Origin of the sequence: Brevibacillus gelatini, assembly GCF_050920745.1 — a bacterium.
Taxonomy (GTDB): domain Bacteria; phylum Bacillota; class Bacilli; order Brevibacillales; family Brevibacillaceae; genus Brevibacillus; species Brevibacillus gelatini.
Genome location: NZ_CP154342.1, coordinates 1759024 through 1776598, shown reverse-complemented (window position 1 = coordinate 1776598; position 17575 = coordinate 1759024). Strand labels below are relative to the sequence as shown.

Below are 17575 nucleotides of genomic sequence, written 5' to 3'. Positions count from 1 at the left end.
AGAAAGGATGGCAGGACGGCACCGTAGCCTAGCGCGGGCGCGGAGTCGTTGTCGGCCGTGGTCGGGGTGTTGGCGTCGGCGTCGGCGCTGGTCCGGGCACGAGCCGCTCCAGCCGGGTTACGCGGGCTTCCAGACGGTTGATGCGCGTTTCCAGGCGATCCACGCGATCGTCTACCTTCGTATAGTCTTCGCGCAGCGCATCCACACGATTTTCCACACGCGTCAGTCTCCGTTCCACATCACTCGTTGGTGCAGGCGTTGCTGTAATCGGGATGTACAGGTTTTGCCCGACGTAAATGTAGTACGGATACGCGATATTATTGACGCGGATCAATTCCTGAACCGGGACGCCAAAGCGGGCGGCGATGCTGTTCAATGTATCTCCCGCACGGACTGTATAGTTCACGAAGCTCACTCCCTCTATCTTTTCTTGTTCGCTTCTAGCCTATGCCCGCCCGGAGAGAGTGGAGCTAAACCAATACCTATTTTTGCAAAGATGGGTGTACACCCAGTATATTCGCCGTTGCAGGCCAAGATGGGCAAGGCACGCAAAAAGCCCCCGGCGCACCAGGTGTCGCCAGAGGCTTTTCGTCAGGAAAACTTGCGAGTCTTATTAAAATACCGGATCGGCAAACTGTGCCAATTTTTCCAGGGACGATTTCTCGACATCGGCATGCAAGCTGTTGCCGTGGGAGTCCATCGTCACGATGGCGGCGAAGCCTTTCACACGCAAATGCCACATCGCTTCCGGAATACCGAATTCCAGGAAGTCCACGCCCTCTACTTTTTCCAGACACTCGGCATAGTACTGAGCCGCACCGCCGATGGCGTTCAGGTAGACAGCGCCATGCTCGTTCAATGCTTTCAACGTTTTTGCGCCCATTCCGCCTTTTCCGATAACAGCACGGATTCCGAATTTCTTGATAATCTCGCCCTGGTATGGCTCCTCGCGGATGGAGGTAGTCGGTCCGGCCGCTTTTACGTGCCACTCCCCGTTTTCATCCTTCAGCATGACCGGGCCGCAGTGGTAAATAATTCCACCATTGAGATCCACAGGGCAGTCGTGATCCATGAGGTAGCTGTGCAGAGCATCGCGTCCTGTGTGCATTTCGCCGTTGATGATGACGACGTCGCCCACTTTCAGGCTGCGAATTTGTTCTTCCGAAATCGGCGCTTCGAGGACAACCTCGCGGCGGCCTTCGGCTTTTTCGCTTGCTGCTGCGGCAGGAGTCACATCCATTTCGACTTTCTCATCCTTGTACAGGTAGCGGATAATTTCGCCTGTTTCTGCATTCAGACGCACACCTTGACGGCGGAACGCCCAGCAGTTGTAGGCAACGGAAACGAAAAAGCTTGCCGGCAGACGATTTTCCACGCCGATTTTGCAACCGAGCAGGGTCGAGTTTCCGCCGAAGCCCATTGTACCGATTCCGAGCTGGTTCGCTGTTTCCATAATGTAATTTTCCAGAGCGGCCAGATCCGGGTTCGGATTGACATCATCCACAGGGCGGAACAATTGATGCTTCGCCAGCGCATAGCCGGAGGTGCGGTCGCCACCGATACCTACGCCGATAAAACCGGCGCTGCAGCCTTGTCCTTGTGCCTGGTAGACGGCATGCAAAATGCATTTGCGCACGCCATCCAGGTTGCGGCCTGCTTTGCCCAGACCTTCCAGCTCACAGGGCAGGGAATACTGGATGTTTTTGTTCTCACAGCCGCCGCCTTTCAGGATCAGCTTGATCTCGATCTCATCCTCTTCCCACTGCTCGAAATGAATGACCGGAGTGCCTGGCCCAATGTTGTCCCCGCTGTTCGCCCCTGTCAGGGAGTCAACGGAGTTGGGACGCAGCTTGCCTGTTTTGGTCGCCTCGACAATCGCTTCCTTGATCGCTTTTTTGATAATGAGCTGGTTGACGCCAACCGGAGTTTTTACCTCAAATGTCGGCATTCCCGTATCCTGGCAAATCGGAGAAACGTTTTCCTCGGCCATCACGACGTTTTGCGCAATCGTAGACAAAGACAGCGCTGCGCGTGTGCCCAAATCTTCTTTCAGTTTGGCTGCATTGACAGCGCGACGCACGTCTGGCGGCAAGTTCGTTGACGTATCCGTGATGAGTTCCAGAATGCTTTGCTTCAAGTTTTCCATCTATGACGCCCCTTTTGACGTAATTGTGAATGGTAGCTTAAACCGCCTACTATTATAGCACACGCTCTCCCCCCTGTCCGTAGATTGCGGGCCAAAGAGTGTGTGAAACGTTAACTGAGCATCCTGCGTCTTATGATTGAACGCACATCCTGCCAAGAATTAGATGCGAGGGGATCGAGATGAAGAAAAAAGCAGCGGGACTTGTCGTGACGGCCTTCGTACTGTGTGCGCTGCCGTTTTTGCTGCCGGCAGGTTCGAGCAAGGAGCCGACTGTCACCGCGGCAGCGCAAGATGAATTGCCTGCCGTCGGTACCTACGAGCAATTCAAGAAACTGCTGAAAAAATCGGTGTCCAACAACACCTATGCAGAACTCGAATTGGGCATACCTACAATGGCTCCCGCCCTGCAAGCGGGGGATGCCGCCAAAAGTACAGCAGCCCCGGATTTTTCGGTGACAAACACGCAGGTAAAAGGCGTCGATGAAGCCGACATCGTCAAGACGGACGGCACCTATTTGTACCAGTCAACGAATCGGGAAGTGCGCATTGTCAAAGCCTATCCGGCCCAAGAGATGCGCGTGACGGGCAGGATCAGCTATGAGGACGGCCAGTTCACCCCACTGGAGATGTTCGTCGACGACAAGAGGCTCATCGTGATCGGCCAGGCGGACAACTACGTCGAGTTGGCTCCCTTGCCAGCTTCCAAGCGCGCCATCCCGTACTATCGCAACAACCAGCTGGTAAAAGCGCTCGTTTACGACATCGCGGACAAAGAAAATCCGCGGCTGATCCGACAACTGGAAGTGGAAGGGCAGTACCTGTCCTCCCGCAAAATCGGTTCCAGCCTGTACTTGACGGCCAACAACTCCATCGACACCTACCGGATTTTGCAGGAAAAAACGGAGCTTCCCGGCCCCGTCTATCGCGACAGTGCCTTCGGCGAACAGTATCAAACTGTTCCGTACAGCGACATCCGTTATTTTCCGGAAAGCTTGCAGCCGAATTACCTGATGGTGGCAGGCGTCAATCTCGACCTGCCCAAGCAAAAGCTGTCGCTTTCCACTTATTTGGGCGCAGGGGAAAACATTTACGCCTCCCCGACCAGTCTGTACGTAGCAGTAACCGAGTATAAAGCGAATCAGCGCAATATGATGCAAAACGAGTCATTTGACCGTTCCTTTGCTCCGCCGCTTGCCGCCGACACGACAATCTACCGCTTCGGCATGAACGACGGAAAAATCGCCTTTTCAGCAAAGGGCCACGTGCCAGGACAAATTCTCAACCAGTTCTCAATGGACGAATACGACGGCTATTTGCGAATCGCGACAACGAGCGGAAACATGTGGCGCACGGATGCGGACACCTCGAAAAACAACATGTACGTCCTTGACAGCAAGCTCGGCATACACGGCAAGCTGGAAGGCATCGCTCCCACCGAGCGTATCTACTCCGTCCGTTTCATGGGAAAACGCGCTTACATGGTGACATTCCGCAACGTGGACCCGCTGTTTGTGCTTGATCTGGAAAAGCCTGACGCCCCCCGCATTTTGGGAGCGCTGAAAATTCCAGGCTACAGCGATTACCTCCATCCGTATGACGAGAATCACATCATCGGATTCGGCAAGGAAACAGAATCAGACAAGGACATGGCGTACTACCAGGGCATGAAAATCGCATTGTTCGACGTAAGCGACGTGAGCAAGCCGAAAGAAAAGTTCAAAACCGTCATCGGCGACCGCGGAACAGACTCCGAACTGTTGCACAACCATAAAGCCTTGCTGTTTTCCAAGGAAAAAGGGCTGCTCGCCTTCCCGGTCAGCGTCTACGAATGGACCGAGGCACAAAAGGCGAAGCAGGACATTCGCGGCTACGGCCACTTTACGTTCCAGGGCGCGTACGTTTACCGGATCGATCTGGAAAAAGGCTTTACCTTGACCGACAAAATTACCCATCTGGAACAAGAAGACATCGCCAAGGCAGGAGAAGGCTGGTACGAGAGCTCCAAAAACATCAGGCGAATCTTGACGATTGACCAGACGCTCTACACCATCTCTGACGACTTCGTCAAAGCCCAGCCATTGCACGGGCAAAAAGCTGTAAAAACTTTGCCCTTGACGAAATAAAGGGAATGGTCTGTAACGTGGGCATATTCTGTGCTAAGATGGGGGAATAGAGGCAGCGCAAAAAGAGAGGGTGTCATTACGTGGAGTATTTGAGTCTTAACTGGACTTCAACACTGGCGGGATTGGCTGCCGTGCTGTTGGTCATGTTCATTCGCCTGCACTGGCCCTTCCGCTTTCAATATATGGCGAATCTGTACAAGCGCCGATTGGATGTACGGCTTAGCTGGCTGGAGGCATCCTACCGAAAAAACCGTTCACGTGCGGTAGCCATGCTCGACAAATCAACACATGAGATCATGATCGGCAATTACGAACTGGCTGAAAAGTACATTGTGTCAGGAATCAACGTCTGCAAGGAACACCCTTCTCTGTTCAACCAGGCCATGATTCACTACCTGTTTTACAACCTGGCGATCGTCTACTACTCGTCTGGGCGCTACAACGAATCGCTGGAAGTCGCCTTTCGCATTTACCAGCGCGACCAGGGGATGACGGATTCGCTGGCGCTCATCGCCTGCTCGCACGCTCGACTGGGTGAAATCGAAAGCGCACTCGAAGCTTATCAGCTAATCGCCAGCAGACGCTCTGCCAAGGAGTGGAAGCTGTTTTGCCTGGCTGAGATCGAAGCGGCCAAAGGCAATTACGAGCACGCCTTGACCCATCTTCGCCAACTGCTGAACAAATCGGCCAGCTCCTTGCACTTCAACCGCTCCGAGCTGGAAAAGCGCCTGGAAGAATGGCAAAAGGCTTCGACCCACGCCAGCTAAATTTCCCCCTGCTTTCCCATGAAGATGACACCGCACATGATTTCTGGTGTGCGGTTTTCTGTTGCTGCCTGCTTCCAGAAACCCGACATTTTTGGCAGAAAAATGTGCGCTACTCTATCCTATTTCACAGATGCAGGCAAGAAAGAGAGGTTCTTCGACATGAAAAAGTTTGACATTTCGATTTTGACAGCCGCCGTGCTCCTGACAGGACTGGCCGTGATCGGCGTATCGCAGGCAAAAGACTCGGCTGCCGCCCATGCAGGCGCTGTAGCTACTGTCGGCAATTCCACGATCTCGCAGACCGCGCTCTATGAACAGATGAAAAAAGAGACAGGCAGCAAAGTCCTGACCGACCTGATTGCCATGGAGCTGTGCAAACAGGAAGCGGCCGCGCAAGGCATCAAAGTGACCGAGCAAGAAATTGACGCAAAGATCAAACCGATCAAGGAGAAATTGAAAACACCGGAGAAGTTCCAGGAATATTTGCAGGAGCGAAATCTGGATGAAAAAGGGCTCCGCGAGCGTTTCGGCATGCTCCTGCTGCGGGACAAGCTGTTTGACAAAGCTTATCCGGTGACAGAGGAGCAAATCAAGGAATATTACGAGAAGAACAAGGATAAGCTCGAACAAACCTTGGAAGAAGCTCGTCCGCAGATTAAAGAGAAGCTGCAGGATCGGAACAGACGCAAGCATGCGGACGAGTGGCTGGAGCAGATGAAGAAAAAATATAACGTCCAGATCATGGACCCGATTCTCGTCGAGAAAGAAGAAAAATAATCGGTTCGCTTCGCTCACCCGCGAAACACCAAAAAAGACTTGTGTCGCCCGTTTTCCGGTGCACAAGTCTTTTTTGCAGATAAACATTTACGAGCGGACAATTCCGATCAGCTCCTGCAAAAATTCGGCGATGTCGCCTTGCAAAACCGGACCGTGTCCCGTTGCCAAAAATTCGATCGGCCACTCCAGCAAAGCTGTAAGCCCCGCCACGTACTCCGGGACGCGATCTGGCTCCTCCATCGCCCAGTTCTTGATCTGCGCCTTGTACGCGGCGCGACATTCGCTTTCCTTGCCGATGATTTGCCCCAGCTCGGCTTTTTCAAAGCAAATGTGATCGCCCACAAAACAAATCTTGCTCTGTGGGTCAAAAAACGCTACCGAGCCTTCCGTATGAAAGGACAGCTGCTGAAACCGCAGCACCGGAAGTTCTCCCCTGCTCCCCGTGAAAGTGTGCCCGAACAGCGTCTGAGAGAAATCGTCCAGCTCGTAGTAGTCGTCGAGATGAATCCAGTTGTTGCGGGATGGAAACATGTCGGCGTTTCCGATGTGGTCCGCGTGCCGATGGGTAAAATAAACGTATTCAATCTGCTCCGGCTTGGCACCGATTCCCTCCAGCGCCTGCTGAAAGTACGCACGTTGCTTGCGCAGGTGGGAGTCGATAACAACAAACGATTCACCCTGTTTGATGACGTAGCTGTTCACATAGCTCTGCCACGCATCCTCGTAGGTGATGATCGCCCAGGTGGAGTCTGTGATTGGTGCAATCACGTTGTTCATGCCTCCATCTCTCCTCTCCTCCCAGTTTTTTTCATAATGATATTATACACAATGATACACGACCTTGCCGACACTTGCCAAAACATCGGCCGTTAAAGTACAGTTGCCTTTTCGCCCAAGCTGACCCAGAAGCGCCCCTGTGAACGGGTGATGTTGACCGGAACCCCAAAAAAGCGGGTCAATCCGTCTGCTGTGAGCACCTCGTCCGTCCTTCCCGCGCGCTCTACCTCCCCCGCCTTCAACAGCAATGTGTGCGTAAAGCATGGCAAAATTTCTTCAATATGATGCGTGACGTAAATCAATGTCGGTCCATCCGGCTGCTCGGCAATCTGCTCGATCATCTGGAGCAGCTGCTCTCTTGCCAGCAAATCCAGCCCTGTACACGGCTCGTCCAAAATAAGCAGCCGGGGAGAGGCCATCAGCGCCCGTGCAATCAGCACCTTTTGCCGCTCTCCTTGCGAAAGCGCTCCGAACGGCCTGTCCCGAAGCTCTGTGCAGCCAAATGTTTCGAGCAGGGCTGACGCTTTTTGCACATCTTCCTCCGCCGGAACCGAATACAGGCCAATCGTCGCTTCTCTTCCGCTCAAAATGACGCGAAAGGCCGTCTCATGCTCGTGGAGCTGCGCGATCAGCGCGGTGCTAACCCATCCGATTGCTTTTCTCACCTCGCGCAAATCGACCGTTCCATACAAATTGCCGAGAACGCTGACCTGCCCTTTTGTCGGCCAGGTATAGCCACAAATAATTTTCAGCAGACTTGTTTTGCCGGAGCCGTTCAAGCCGACCAGGCACCAATGCTCGTTTTCCCGCACCTGCCAGTTCACGTCGCGCAATATAACCGTTTCGTCCCTTTGCCACATGACCTGGTTTACGTCGATTATCATTTGCTCGCTCCACTCCTGTCTTTCTTTGTCTTGTCGGAAAAAAACCGTAATCTTTCTGATTATTAAGAGTATACCTGTCCATTTCAGACCGATCAATGCAAAAAACCTTCATGGCAAACTTCAAGCCGCGAAGGTTTCGACAATGCAGTATGCTTAAAACTTTCCTTGCAGCTTGAACACGATCTCCGCGAACAAGGTTGCGAACAGGAACGTCCCTGTGAAAACGACGAGGGATACGACTACGATCCGCCAGCTCAGCTGCTTGAACAGATGTATGTCTTTTCCGAGCGACAGACCCGCATAAGCGAGAATCGGTGTTGCGAGCGCCAGCAGGTTGATCTTGCCAATCGCTGCTGCCGTGTACTCGCTTCCTGGGAAAAAGGGGGAAGTAGCGAGCATGGCAAACAAGGAAATCCAGACAATAACCGGAGACTTGAACGGCAAAATTTTGGTAAAGCCCATCCCGATCAAGGTGATGACCGCCAAAAGCAAAATGCCCGGCAAAGATTCCAGGAGCGGCACACCATAGCCGATCCAGTTTCCGATAAGCGAAATAAAGCCAATGATGAGAATCGTCAAAATTTGATTCATGCGCTTCTTTTCCCCCCTTCTGTTTTCGAAGAAGCGTTTTTGCGGCCGATGATCGGCTCAAGCCATGCGTACAGGCGCTGCGTCAGCGGCAAGGAGATGAAAATGCAGACGTACGTCCCGATAATGCTCATCATCAGGTTTGCCGCCCCGGAATAGAAGGCGATGTCGTTTTGTGCTTCCGGGAAAATGACGGCGAGCGAGCCAGTTGCAGCCGCCATCATACTGCCTGAGCCAACCGCTGCGCCCATCGCAAGCGAAATCGGATGGAAAATTCCGCTGCTGCCCAGAATACTGGCGAGAATCGACATGAAAATGGCGCCAAACAACGTACCGCAGATGTAAACACCCAAGGCGCCGCGCGCTTCCGGTGAGCTTCCGCCAAACTTGTCGACGATAATCGCCAGGTTTGGCTCGCGATCGAGAGAGTATGTAGCCCCGATCGATTCCCGCTTCAAACCGAGCAAAAGCGCTACAGGCAAGCCCAAAATGATCGTTCCGACGATGTGCCCGACTTCCTGGACGAGCAGGGATACCCCCGCTCCGAACAGCTTGGGCAGCTCGGGTCCAATGTTCGCCCCCAGCTTGCACACGAAAATCAGAAACGACAAGCCCAAAATGTTTCCCGCAACATTCATGTCTTTTTCTTTCAAAAACTTGAAGGAAGGCCAACTGATGACACCGCCGAGCACAAGTGCGTACAGCATTGGGAACAAGGCGATGACACCGATGCCGATATTGATTTTTTGCGTGCCGATAAACTCTGTCAAGGCTACCAGTACAAGCACCAGGACATGTAGCTTGTACACATTCACGCGTCCCTCTGTCACTTTCTCCGTCATAAGAATCCCCCTGTTCGCTCTTGTTTCTGTCTGCTCTTCGACCATTTCACGCGGACATTTTTTTAGTCGAATTCACCTTTAATGTTGTGATATTTAGTTATATTAGAATTTTCTATCATTAACGTCCACGTAAAGTATACAAAGCACGAAAAACAGCTTTAAAACAGCATTTTTTATCGTTTTTCGGCAAAATAATGCCCTGTCTCCGCTTTTACTAATGGACGGCTAGCCATACAAATTTTCCGCCGCTCTGGCCGAACTTTTTGCCGCGCCGTTTGCATCTGTCTTTATCCCCTCCCCATCGCTTTGCCAGGCGAGAGCTGGCGAAGCAGACTGCCGGAAAACGCGGCAAGTTCTTCTGTTCGTTCAACTGGGAACTTTTCTTTCCGAAGCCGCCCCCGTTTTTGGAGATACTACTGGTGACGACGCTCCCAGGGGTGATTTCCTTGATCCGTTTGGGCTATGCCTGTATCAGTGTGAAGCTGAAAAACAATCCCAACAAAAAGACGACCGTTGCGCAACTCAACAAGCTGGAGCCGCAGGAGCGGTTGAGAAAGCTACGGCAAGTGTTGCAGACGAATTTTTTCAACCTGATGGACTTGCTCGCCTACAACGTGGAAAACCGGATTTTTTTGTATCGCCTCCCCTCGGAATTCGTCCCGCTGGCAACGCACCCGGTCGCGGCAGATTGGGACTGGGCCAAAGAATTTTCCTGGGACTTTCAAAAAGCGGGAGAATTCATCCGCAACAATGGCATTCGCCTGACAGCGCATCCCGGCCACTTCAGTATTTTGAACAGCGACAAGCCATCCGTGGTCGAGGCGGCCATCGCTGATTTTTCTTATCACGCCAAAGTGTTTGATCTGCTCGGTCTCGACGATAATTCGGTGCTGGTTACGCACGTCGGCGGCGTGTTCGGGGACAAGGCTTCGTCCCTGGAACGGTTTGCGGTCAACTTTGCGCGATTGCCTGAGCAGGTCAAGCGGCGGCTTGTCGTGGAAAATGACGATACGTCCTTTACCATGCGCGAGGTGCTGGAACTGTGCGAGCGGCTTGGTGTGCCGATGGTGTTCGACCTTCATCACCATCATTGCCATTCGGACGGCGAGGATTGGATCGAATACCTCCCGCGCATCATCAAGACGTGGGGAAACCGCATCCCGAAAATGCACATGTCCTCTCCGAAATCGGCCAAAGAATTTCGCGCACATGCAGACAAGATCGATCCGGACGAATTTATCCCTTTTGTGAGTGCGCTTGCAGATTACCATGTCGATATTGTATTGGAGTGCAAAAACAAAGATGATGCCCTGTTGTCGCTTCGCCATCATCTGAAAAAGCGTGGGGTCGATGTCGAGGTGTTTGCCGCTGTCCCTTGATCGTTGCTGTCAGCCTTACAGTCAAAAGGACGCCCGCGTATCACAGGCGTCCTTTTTCAGGATTCTTCTTAATCGCAGCCGCAGCCGCAATCGCAGCCATGTCCGGAGGATGAGCCTCTGTGTCCCCAAGACGAGGAACTGCCGCGATCACACGAACTGCTGCTCCGATGCTGCCAAATCTGGCAACGATCGTGATAATATTTCATTCTCCGTTGATGGTGCTTGTAATATCTGCGGTATTCGCTGTATTTGCGGCGATGATCCCGGTATTGCTCGCATTTGTGGCGGAAATACTGCATCCGGTCCATATGGAAATGGAACTTGAACAAGTAAAGCTCGATTTTCGAGCCTGGCCGGACGTTTTCCGGCATCGGCGGTCTCATGTTTGGCGAAGCATTTGGTGGACGCCGATTCGGCATGGCGTTCGGCGGCATCGGTTTCGGTGGCATTGGGTTAGGAGGCATCCGGTTTGGCGGCATCTGATTGGATGGCATCCGGTTTGGCGGCATTGGGTTTGCTGGCATGCGATTCGGCGGCATTGGATTTGCCGGCATGCGATTCGGCGGCATCGGGTTGGCCGGCATTGGTTTGGGTGGCATCGGATTCGGCGTCTTCGGCATCATCTGGTTGGGAGATGGTGCAGTCGGCCGTTGCGGTTGCGGCATCGGGCGGGCCGGGATGTTGTGCTGCGGATTTTCCGAGCTTTTTGGCATATTCGGCTTCGCTGGCGATGGTATGTTCGGTGACGGCAATGGCATCATGGAAGAAGGCGGTTTCGGCATTTCTTTGGGACGCCTTTTGGACGATGGAGGCCCAGGCGGCATCTTGCGTCGCTTTTCCACGGAATTGAACACGTCCTTTCTGATGAAATCACACAGTACATGGTATGACATCTATCCCGCTCAAGAAACGACACTCGCCCAGTTTCCCAAAGTGGACTGAGCCCGTTTTTTCTCCTATAGGAAAGGAGCCGTGCCATTCTTGATCTTGACGGCGCGCTCACTTTCGTTACAATAATACTAATAACAACAATTATCTGACAGTTGTGGAGCGAAAGTGAGGACAGACGTATGCAGCCGCCCAGCAGGCTTACACGTTTCATCCAATCACATAGAACCCGGGAGCGAGGGGTTAGGAGCCAGTATCCTAACCCCTCGCTCTTTTCGTTCTCTGCTCTGTTAAAGGAGGAAACTATTCGTGAATCAGCAAGCACATGTCATTCACATGAACGGAAATGATTTGCGCATTGAAGACGTCGTCCTGATCGCCAGAAACGCACACCGCATCGAATTGACCCAACAAGCGCTGGAAAATGTCCGCCGCTCCCGTGCCATGGTGGAAAAAATGGTCGAGGAGCAAAAAGTCGTCTACGGCATCACGACGGGCTTTGGCAAGTTTTCCGATGTCATGATCCAGGGCGAGGATGTCAGCAAGCTGCAGGAAAACCTGATTATGAGCCACGCATGCGGGATGGGGGAGCCATATCCGGAGGAAGTTGTCCGCGCGATGATGGCCCTGCGAATCAATGCTCTGGCAAAAGGCTACTCCGGCATTCGCGAAGAAACGCTGCTTCATCTGGTCGAACTGTGCAACCGCGGCGTCCATCCGGTCATTCCGCAGCAAGGCTCACTTGGTGCCAGCGGCGATTTGGCTCCGCTCGCGCACATGGTTCTCGTCATGCTCGGCAAAGGCGAAGCGATTGTCAATGGACAGCGCCTGAGCGGTGACGAAGCGCTCAAACAGGTCGGACTCTCTGCGATTCGCCTGCAAGCAAAAGAAGGGCTTGCCCTCATCAACGGCACGCAAGCCATGACCGCCCAGCTTTGCCTGGCCCTGTACGATTCCCGCGTCGTGCTGGAAAGCGCGGAGCTGATCGCCGCCATGACAATCGAAGCGCTGCGCGGCATTCCGAAAGCATTTGATCCGCAGCTTCACCTCGTCCGCCCGCATCCGGGACAGCAGGAATCGGCGAGACGTCTGCTCGCGCACTTGTCCGGCAGCGAACGCACTACGGAGCAGGGCGAGCTGCGCGTCCAGGACCCGTACAGCCTGCGCTGCCTGCCGCAAGTCCACGGGGCGACACGCGATACGCTGGAGTACGTCTGGGAGACCGTCACCCGCGAGTGCAACAGCGTGACGGACAACCCGATTCTTTTCACAGAGACAGGCGACGTCATCTCCGGCGGGAATTTTCACGGTCAGCCGATGGCCTTTGCCGCAGACTTTTTGGCGATCGCCATGGCAGAGCTGGCCAACATATCCGAGCGCCGCACAGAACGGCTCGTCAACCCGCAGCTCAGCGGCCTGCCCGGATTTTTGACCGAGAACGGCGGACTGCATTCCGGCTTCATGATTACGCAATATGTAGCCGCTTCCATCGTCTCGGAAAACAAAGTGCTGTGTCACCCTGCCTCCGTCGATTCGATCCCGTCCTCGGCAAACCAGGAGGACCATGTGAGCATGGGAACAACCGCTGCCCGCAAGCTGCGCACAGTCGTCTCCAACGTAACAAAGGTGCTCGCTATCGAATATTTGGCGGCTGCACAAGCAATTGATTTCGGGAGCGGCAAGCTTGGCGCAGGCACGAAAAAAGCTTACGATGAGCTGCGCCGCGCCGTTCCCCGTCTGCACGAGGACCGGGAAATGCACCCCGACCTGGTGAAAGCAGAGAAACTGATCCAAAAAGGAGCGCTTGTCATTCTCTAGTGGTTGATCCCGCTGGGAACGCCCTCCCTTCTCTGCTATGATGAAAGCAAAGGCTGTGCGACAACGCACAATCCGATTCGCAGTAGAGCATGGAGGGCTGCCTGATGAAGCCAGCATCTGAGTCGCTGCAACACCCTGACTATATCTTGTTGTTTGACGGCGTCTGCCACTTGTGCAACAGCGCCGTGCAGTTCATTCTCAAGCGCGATCCGTCCGGCAGCATTCACTTCGCTTCCCTGCAGTCAGACAAGGGGAAGCAGCTTTTGTCCCGCTATTCGTACGATCCCTCTGAGCTGTCGACGGTCGTGTTGATAGCCCATGGACGGTTGTATACCAAGTCAGACGCGATTTTGCACGTGGTCCGCAAGCTGTCTGGAGCCTGGCCGCTGTGCTTTTACCTTGGCCGCCTCTTCCCCCGTCCTTTTCGCGATTTTGCTTACGACTGGGTCGCGAAAAACCGCTACCGCTGGTTTGGAAAACAGGAGCAATGCATGCTGCCTACCGCCGAGATCAAGTCTCGCTTTCTGGACTAATCGGCAAAAGGGCAAGGCGGGCTGCACGTATCGTCCTTCCCATGCAAAAAAAGAGGAGCCGTCGCTTGTGCTGTCGGCTCCTCTTTTTTTCTAGTTGATCCGCGCTTGCGGATGATCGTCGCTTGCGTAGGCAGCGGCTTTGGCGTTTGCTTCCACCTGCTCCGGGCTTTTGCTGCCCGGAATTACCGCCGTGACGGCTGGATGCTTCAAGCACCACGCCAGCGCCCACTGCGCCATGTCCATGCCCTCTGGCACTTCGCTTTCCTTGATTTTGGCCACTTCTTCGAGCAACTGGGCGACGTGCTGCGGATTGTGGCGGTGCCGCACATCATTTCCGGCGAAGACGGCGCCCGGCTTGTATTTTCCGCTCAAATAGCCGCTCGCCAGCGGCACGCGTGCGAGTACGCCCAAATCCTGCTCGATGCACGAGGCGAACACCGCTTCCTCCGGCTTGCGGTCCAATCGGTTGTAGACGACCTGAATCGTCTGCGCGTTGACCCGAGAGGCCCCTGTCACCTGATGCATGTTTCCATTTTTTGCAATCGACAGTCCCAGGTGGCGAATCGTTCCAGCCTGCACCTGCTTGTCGAGGTACGTCCACAGCTTGTCGTTGTCAAACGCTTCGTTTGGCCCGGAATGGAACTGGTACAGGTCGATGTAGTCTGTCTGCAACGCCCGCAGCGACTTTTCCAGTTGCTCCTGCACGGCGGCCGCGCTGTAATCGTCTGTTCGCGAAAACTTGTCGTGAAAATGGTGGCCGAACTTCGTCGCGATGATCCAATCTGTGCGGCGGTTCTTTTTCAGATAGCCTCCGATCAGTTGCTCCGAGAGGTGGTCGCCGTAGCACTCCGCCGTATCGATCAGGTTGATCCCCAGTTCATGCGCCTTGTCCAAAATCTGATCGACTTCGGACTGGGAGAAGTCTTTCCCCCACTCTCCGCCAAATTGCCACGTACCCACGCCAATGACCGAAACCGTCAGTTCCGTTTTCCCAAGTCTGCGGTACTTCATCGTCGATTCCTCCTCGCGACTGTATGTAGAAAAGGCCCTGAGCGAACTGTCGCTCAGGGTGAAATCAACCGAAAATCAGATCGTTTTTTCGATGTTTAACTGGCTGACAAACTCTCGCAGGTTGTCTTTCCGTTCCTTGCGCATTTTTTTGCGCTCCTCTGCCGATTCCATCAGCTTTTTCTCCTCTTCGGTTTCCGGTACAATCGCCGGAACTTCGGTCGGATTGCCCGCTTCATCCAGCGCGACAAATGTCAAAAACGAAGTGGCAGTCAGGACTCGTTCCCCTGTTTGCAGGTTTTCTGAGACAATTTTTACAAACACTTCCATGGAAGTACGCCCCGTCGAGGAAACGAACGCTTCCAGACAAATCGAATGCCCCATTTTCACGGGTGCCAAAAAGTCAATGGAGTCGATGGAAGCAGTTACGACAGGGCGACGCGAATGCCGCATGGCAGCGATTGCCGCTACCTCATCTATATAGGCCATCATCGTCCCGCCGAAGATGGTCCCGTGGTAATTGGTATCAGACGGCTGAACCAAGGATGCCTGGATCGTACGGGATTCTTGAGTAGTCTTGACTTTCATCACTGTTGCTCCTTTGTCAATCAAGTTCATGCTCCCCCATCATATCACAAGGTATCCGCTGTTCCAATTACATACTGGCAGTTGGTGTATGGCTGCTCTTTCGCAGATGGTCGAGAATGCTGTCGGCCTCCTCCTGCAAAAAATAGCGCAGCATCGGCACGTTCCATTCAAAAGCGGGGCGATAGCCGTCCAGCGCGAACCAGTTTTCGTCGAGGTGTGCAGCCAGCTTCCTGCGCTCCGGGTTGGCGCAATAAAACTGCTCCAGATAGTCCGTCCCCCATCTGGAAAAGGACGACGTCTCCCTGGTCACGGCGGTCAGCAAAATTTCCTTGCCGGTATCGATCAAGTCCAGCGGATATAGCTGGCAGCTGAACGGCTTGAGCGGCAAGACATCATGCCCCGTCTCTTCGGCGTAGGCGTGGATCGCACAGCCGAAACGGCCGTTGTTTTCCTGATAAAACAGACAGTTGCCATGCCGCAGGCGAATGGTGCCTGTCGTCTGTTCCGGGTCCCATACGCCGTAGCGCTCCCAGTTGTCCCGCTCGCCTGCTGTCTGCAAACGGGCAGCGATCTCCGGTACTTCTTTTTCCAGCACCGAAATTTGCCATTCCTCGACGGCGTATGGCTGGCCGCCTTCACAGCAAGTCTCGCGGTGAACCGTCCGGCAATTCCAGCAGTCCAGGTGAAACAAAGCGAGCAGAGCGGGTACGTCCACCATGTACCGCCCTGCCTTTCTCATCGCATGCCTGTTTTTTTTCATGTACTTCTCGCAACTGTACGCTTCTTTTTCCGTCATCGGGTCAGGTGTTCCGACGTAGCGATAGGATGACTTCCTGCTCATTTTTCCAGGACGATCTCCGCTTCCGTACCGAAAATGTTCAGTTTTCCGTCAGCATACGAGGCGAGATCCACTTCTTCTCCGGGAATTTCCATCAAAATTTCCACGCTTTCCTCGTCCTCTGCCACAAACAGCAGCCACAGGTCTTTTTCGTCAAATTCGTTGTCGGTGAGCTTCACCTCTGCCAGTTGCCCCTGAAACTGCGTGACTTCTTCATCGTCCTCGCTCTCCGTGTCCCATTGTGTAAACGTGACGGACAGCGGCTGCTTGGCAAACTCGTCCACAAGCAGGCGCAGAAGCTGTTCGTGCTGTTGAATATCCATCGTCAATCCCTCCGAAAAAATATCATTACTGCCCATCATAGCAAAGTGCAGCGAAAAAGCCAAAAGAAAAACCGCTCCCCAAAACGGAAGCGGCTGTTTCCTGCTGCTAGCTTACTTTGCTGATCGTCTGGGCGAGGGCAAAGTCTTTGCCCGTCAGTCCATTTGCCTCGCGGGTCGCGAGCGTAAACGTCACGGTACCGCCCGACAGGTGAATCTCCACATGCTGACTGTCCTGCTCTATCATTTCCGCCACGCGGTTCACAAAGCTCACAGCCGTGGCCAAGTCTCTACAGTGATAGGTGCGAGACAGCGCCATTTTGTCTTCTGCCAGCCGCCAGCCCGGAACCTTGCTCAAATACAGTTTGACCTGTTCCAAAGACAGCTTGCTCACTTACATCGCCCCCTTTTGCCCGATGAATCGGTGGTAACACCATCATATTCAGCAGACAGAAAGGTTAGTCACGCTTATCCGCATCCCTTATCGCTTGATCGCGTAAAAAATCATGCGCGGCGATTGACTGGCGCGATACGGTTCAAATTGATAATTGCCAAACACCTGAAGCTGTCCGAATCCGGCCCGCTCCAGCATGGCCGTCATCTGTTCCACAGAGTAAAGCCGCACCTGCTCCATGTACTCCCTCGGCTGTGCTGCGGAATCGTCGCGAATCAAAATCCGCTTTTTCACGGTTTCGTCCTCGATCCAGCGCTTTTCCTCGATCAGCATCCCGTTGACCTCTTTGGTCGAGTGCGGCACGAGATGATTTTTCACGTAGGCGGGATTCAAATAGTCGATGACGACCTCTCCGCCTGCTTTCAATGCCTGTGCCATATTGCAAATGACCTGCTCGTTTTCCTCATCCGACGAAAAATAGCCAAAACTGGTGAACAGGTTGACTACGATGTCAAATTCGTCCCGATACGGAATATGGCGCATGTCAAAGCGAGCGAAGCTAAGCTGTGGATACGTGTTCTGTTCTTCCGCAAGCTGCAGCAGCACAGGAGACAGGTCGACACCGACGACTTCGTATCCTCTGCGAGCCAGCGCCCGCGAATGCCGCCCGCTCCCGCAGCAAAGGTCAAGGACGCGCCCCGTACTCTTTACCGGCAATCGCTCCAGCAGATTGGCGATCTCGCTGTCGGCCGCCGAATCATCCCGATGCCGATACACCAGTATGTAATCTTCGCGAAAGCTGCGTTCAAACCATTCCTCTCCCATTCCCTAGCTCCTTTAATTTCAAGATGTTCCCATTATACCACAGCGCGGTTGATCCGCAGCCGATTTCCCCCATCCGAAGT

20 protein-coding genes are annotated in these 17575 nt (G+C 53.8%); 7 read left to right on the top strand and 13 right to left on the bottom strand.

The window, feature by feature from the left end; translation table 11 throughout:
- Positions 1-28: 28 nt before the first annotated feature.
- Together AAFJ72_RS08795 and AAFJ72_RS08790 are read right to left on the bottom strand one after the other, a co-directional pair.
- Positions 29-406, bottom strand: coding sequence for a LysM peptidoglycan-binding domain-containing protein (locus AAFJ72_RS08795; protein WP_432776792.1), 378 nt, complete (start codon positions 404-406; stop codon positions 29-31).
- Between the two features lie 207 nt (positions 407-613).
- Positions 614-2146, bottom strand: coding sequence for a fumarate hydratase (locus AAFJ72_RS08790; RefSeq protein ID WP_432776791.1), 1533 nt, complete (start codon positions 2144-2146; stop codon positions 614-616).
- A gap of 179 nt (positions 2147-2325) precedes the next feature.
- Here AAFJ72_RS08790 and AAFJ72_RS08785 point away from each other — a divergent pair, with 179 nt between their 5' ends.
- From AAFJ72_RS08785 to AAFJ72_RS08775, 3 genes are all read left to right on the top strand, one after another.
- Positions 2326-4269 carry a beta-propeller domain-containing protein gene (locus AAFJ72_RS08785; RefSeq protein ID WP_432776790.1) on the top strand — a complete coding sequence of 648 codons (1944 nt, stop codon included), beginning with the start codon at positions 2326-2328 and terminating at the stop codon, positions 4267-4269.
- Positions 4270-4349: 80 nt separating this feature from the next.
- Positions 4350-5036: a tetratricopeptide repeat protein gene (locus AAFJ72_RS08780; protein ID WP_432776789.1), complete on the top strand. Its 687-nt coding sequence runs from the start codon at positions 4350-4352 to the stop codon at positions 5034-5036.
- Positions 5037-5195: 159 nt separating this feature from the next.
- Entirely contained in the window at positions 5196-5813 is a 618-nt protein-coding gene (locus AAFJ72_RS08775; RefSeq protein ID WP_432776788.1) for a peptidylprolyl isomerase, read from the top strand.
- An 87-nt stretch (positions 5814-5900) separates the two neighbouring features.
- Here the strand turns inward: AAFJ72_RS08775 and AAFJ72_RS08770 are convergent, their stop codons facing one another.
- The 4 genes from AAFJ72_RS08770 to AAFJ72_RS08755 form a co-directional block, all read right to left on the bottom strand.
- On the bottom strand, positions 5901-6590 hold the full coding sequence (locus tag AAFJ72_RS08770) for an MBL fold metallo-hydrolase (protein ID WP_432776787.1): 690 nt from the start codon (positions 6588-6590) through the stop codon (positions 5901-5903).
- A 92-nt stretch (positions 6591-6682) separates the two neighbouring features.
- Positions 6683-7474: an ABC transporter ATP-binding protein gene (locus tag AAFJ72_RS08765; protein ID WP_432776786.1), complete on the bottom strand. Its 792-nt coding sequence runs from the start codon at positions 7472-7474 to the stop codon at positions 6683-6685.
- Positions 7475-7627: 153 nt separating this feature from the next.
- On the bottom strand, positions 7628-8065 hold the full coding sequence (locus tag AAFJ72_RS08760; protein WP_432776785.1) for a hypothetical protein: 438 nt from the start codon (positions 8063-8065) through the stop codon (positions 7628-7630).
- Positions 8062-8892: a DUF3100 domain-containing protein gene (locus tag AAFJ72_RS08755; protein WP_432777165.1), complete on the bottom strand. Its 831-nt coding sequence runs from the start codon at positions 8890-8892 to the stop codon at positions 8062-8064. The genes AAFJ72_RS08760 and AAFJ72_RS08755 overlap by 4 nt, the downstream gene beginning before the upstream one ends.
- A 458-nt stretch (positions 8893-9350) precedes the next feature.
- Between AAFJ72_RS08755 and uvsE the strand changes: the two genes are divergently transcribed.
- Entirely contained in the window at positions 9351-10283 is a 933-nt protein-coding gene (uvsE, locus tag AAFJ72_RS08750) for a UV DNA damage repair endonuclease UvsE (RefSeq protein ID WP_432777164.1), read from the top strand.
- Between the two features lie 68 nt (positions 10284-10351).
- Here uvsE and AAFJ72_RS08745 read toward each other — a convergent pair whose 3' ends face one another.
- Positions 10352-10732, bottom strand: coding sequence for a hypothetical protein (locus AAFJ72_RS08745; protein WP_432776784.1), 381 nt, complete (start codon positions 10730-10732; stop codon positions 10352-10354).
- Positions 10733-10766: 34 nt separating this feature from the next.
- Between AAFJ72_RS08745 and AAFJ72_RS08740 the strand changes: the two genes are divergently transcribed.
- From AAFJ72_RS08740 to AAFJ72_RS08730, 3 genes are all read left to right on the top strand, one after another.
- Positions 10767-11225 (top strand): hypothetical protein, encoded by a 459-nt coding sequence (locus tag AAFJ72_RS08740; RefSeq protein WP_432776783.1) that lies wholly within the window; start codon positions 10767-10769, stop codon positions 11223-11225.
- Between the two features lie 282 nt (positions 11226-11507).
- Positions 11508-12989 carry a histidine ammonia-lyase gene (gene hutH / locus AAFJ72_RS08735; protein WP_432777163.1) on the top strand — a complete coding sequence of 494 codons (1482 nt, stop codon included), beginning with the start codon at positions 11508-11510 and terminating at the stop codon, positions 12987-12989.
- A gap of 104 nt (positions 12990-13093) precedes the next feature.
- Positions 13094-13522 carry a thiol-disulfide oxidoreductase DCC family protein gene (locus AAFJ72_RS08730; RefSeq protein WP_432776782.1) on the top strand — a complete coding sequence of 143 codons (429 nt, stop codon included), beginning with the start codon at positions 13094-13096 and terminating at the stop codon, positions 13520-13522.
- 90 nt (positions 13523-13612) lie between these two features.
- Here the strand turns inward: AAFJ72_RS08730 and AAFJ72_RS08725 are convergent, their stop codons facing one another.
- From AAFJ72_RS08725 to AAFJ72_RS08700, 6 genes are all read right to left on the bottom strand, one after another.
- Entirely contained in the window at positions 13613-14533 is a 921-nt protein-coding gene (locus AAFJ72_RS08725) for an aldo/keto reductase (protein ID WP_432776781.1), read from the bottom strand.
- A gap of 75 nt (positions 14534-14608) precedes the next feature.
- Positions 14609-15118 (bottom strand): acyl-CoA thioesterase, encoded by a 510-nt coding sequence (locus AAFJ72_RS08720; protein WP_122903977.1) that lies wholly within the window; start codon positions 15116-15118, stop codon positions 14609-14611.
- Between the two features lie 67 nt (positions 15119-15185).
- Positions 15186-15959 (bottom strand): DUF3109 family protein, encoded by a 774-nt coding sequence (locus AAFJ72_RS08715; RefSeq protein WP_432776780.1) that lies wholly within the window; start codon positions 15957-15959, stop codon positions 15186-15188.
- Positions 15956-16279, bottom strand: coding sequence for a hypothetical protein (locus AAFJ72_RS08710; RefSeq protein ID WP_432776779.1), 324 nt, complete (start codon positions 16277-16279; stop codon positions 15956-15958). The genes AAFJ72_RS08715 and AAFJ72_RS08710 overlap by 4 nt, the downstream gene beginning before the upstream one ends.
- A gap of 106 nt (positions 16280-16385) precedes the next feature.
- Positions 16386-16670 carry a 4a-hydroxytetrahydrobiopterin dehydratase gene (locus AAFJ72_RS08705; RefSeq protein WP_432776778.1) on the bottom strand — a complete coding sequence of 95 codons (285 nt, stop codon included), beginning with the start codon at positions 16668-16670 and terminating at the stop codon, positions 16386-16388.
- A gap of 87 nt (positions 16671-16757) precedes the next feature.
- Positions 16758-17495 carry a class I SAM-dependent methyltransferase gene (locus tag AAFJ72_RS08700; protein WP_432776777.1) on the bottom strand — a complete coding sequence of 246 codons (738 nt, stop codon included), beginning with the start codon at positions 17493-17495 and terminating at the stop codon, positions 16758-16760.
- Positions 17496-17575: the final 80 nt, after the last annotated feature.

Excerpts from the sequence above, each read along its gene's own strand:
- AAFJ72_RS08790 (WP_432776791.1), bottom strand. The coding sequence starts at position 2,146 with ATGGAAAACTTGAAGCAAAGCATTCTGGAACTCATCACGGATACGTCA.
- AAFJ72_RS08785 (WP_432776790.1), top strand. The coding sequence starts at position 2,326 with ATGAAGAAAAAAGCAGCGGGACTTGTCGTGACGGCCTTCGTACTGTGT.
- AAFJ72_RS08775 (WP_432776788.1), top strand. The coding sequence starts at position 5,196 with ATGAAAAAGTTTGACATTTCGATTTTGACAGCCGCCGTGCTCCTGACA.
- AAFJ72_RS08770 (WP_432776787.1), bottom strand. The coding sequence starts at position 6,590 with ATGAACAACGTGATTGCACCAATCACAGACTCCACCTGGGCGATCATC.
- AAFJ72_RS08765 (WP_432776786.1), bottom strand. The coding sequence starts at position 7,474 with ATGATAATCGACGTAAACCAGGTCATGTGGCAAAGGGACGAAACGGTT.
- AAFJ72_RS08760 (WP_432776785.1), bottom strand. The coding sequence starts at position 8,065 with ATGAATCAAATTTTGACGATTCTCATCATTGGCTTTATTTCGCTTATC.
- AAFJ72_RS08745 (WP_432776784.1), bottom strand. The coding sequence starts at position 10,732 with ATGCCACCGAAACCGATGCCGCCGAACGCCATGCCGAATCGGCGTCCA.
- hutH (WP_432777163.1), top strand. The coding sequence starts at position 11,508 with ATGAACGGAAATGATTTGCGCATTGAAGACGTCGTCCTGATCGCCAGA.
- AAFJ72_RS08730 (WP_432776782.1), top strand. The coding sequence starts at position 13,094 with ATGAAGCCAGCATCTGAGTCGCTGCAACACCCTGACTATATCTTGTTG.
- AAFJ72_RS08725 (WP_432776781.1), bottom strand. The coding sequence starts at position 14,533 with ATGAAGTACCGCAGACTTGGGAAAACGGAACTGACGGTTTCGGTCATT.
- AAFJ72_RS08720 (WP_122903977.1), bottom strand. The coding sequence starts at position 15,118 with ATGAAAGTCAAGACTACTCAAGAATCCCGTACGATCCAGGCATCCTTG.
- AAFJ72_RS08715 (WP_432776780.1), bottom strand. The coding sequence starts at position 15,959 with ATGAGCAGGAAGTCATCCTATCGCTACGTCGGAACACCTGACCCGATG.
- AAFJ72_RS08710 (WP_432776779.1), bottom strand. The coding sequence starts at position 16,279 with ATGGATATTCAACAGCACGAACAGCTTCTGCGCCTGCTTGTGGACGAG.
- AAFJ72_RS08700 (WP_432776777.1), bottom strand. The coding sequence starts at position 17,495 with ATGGGAGAGGAATGGTTTGAACGCAGCTTTCGCGAAGATTACATACTG.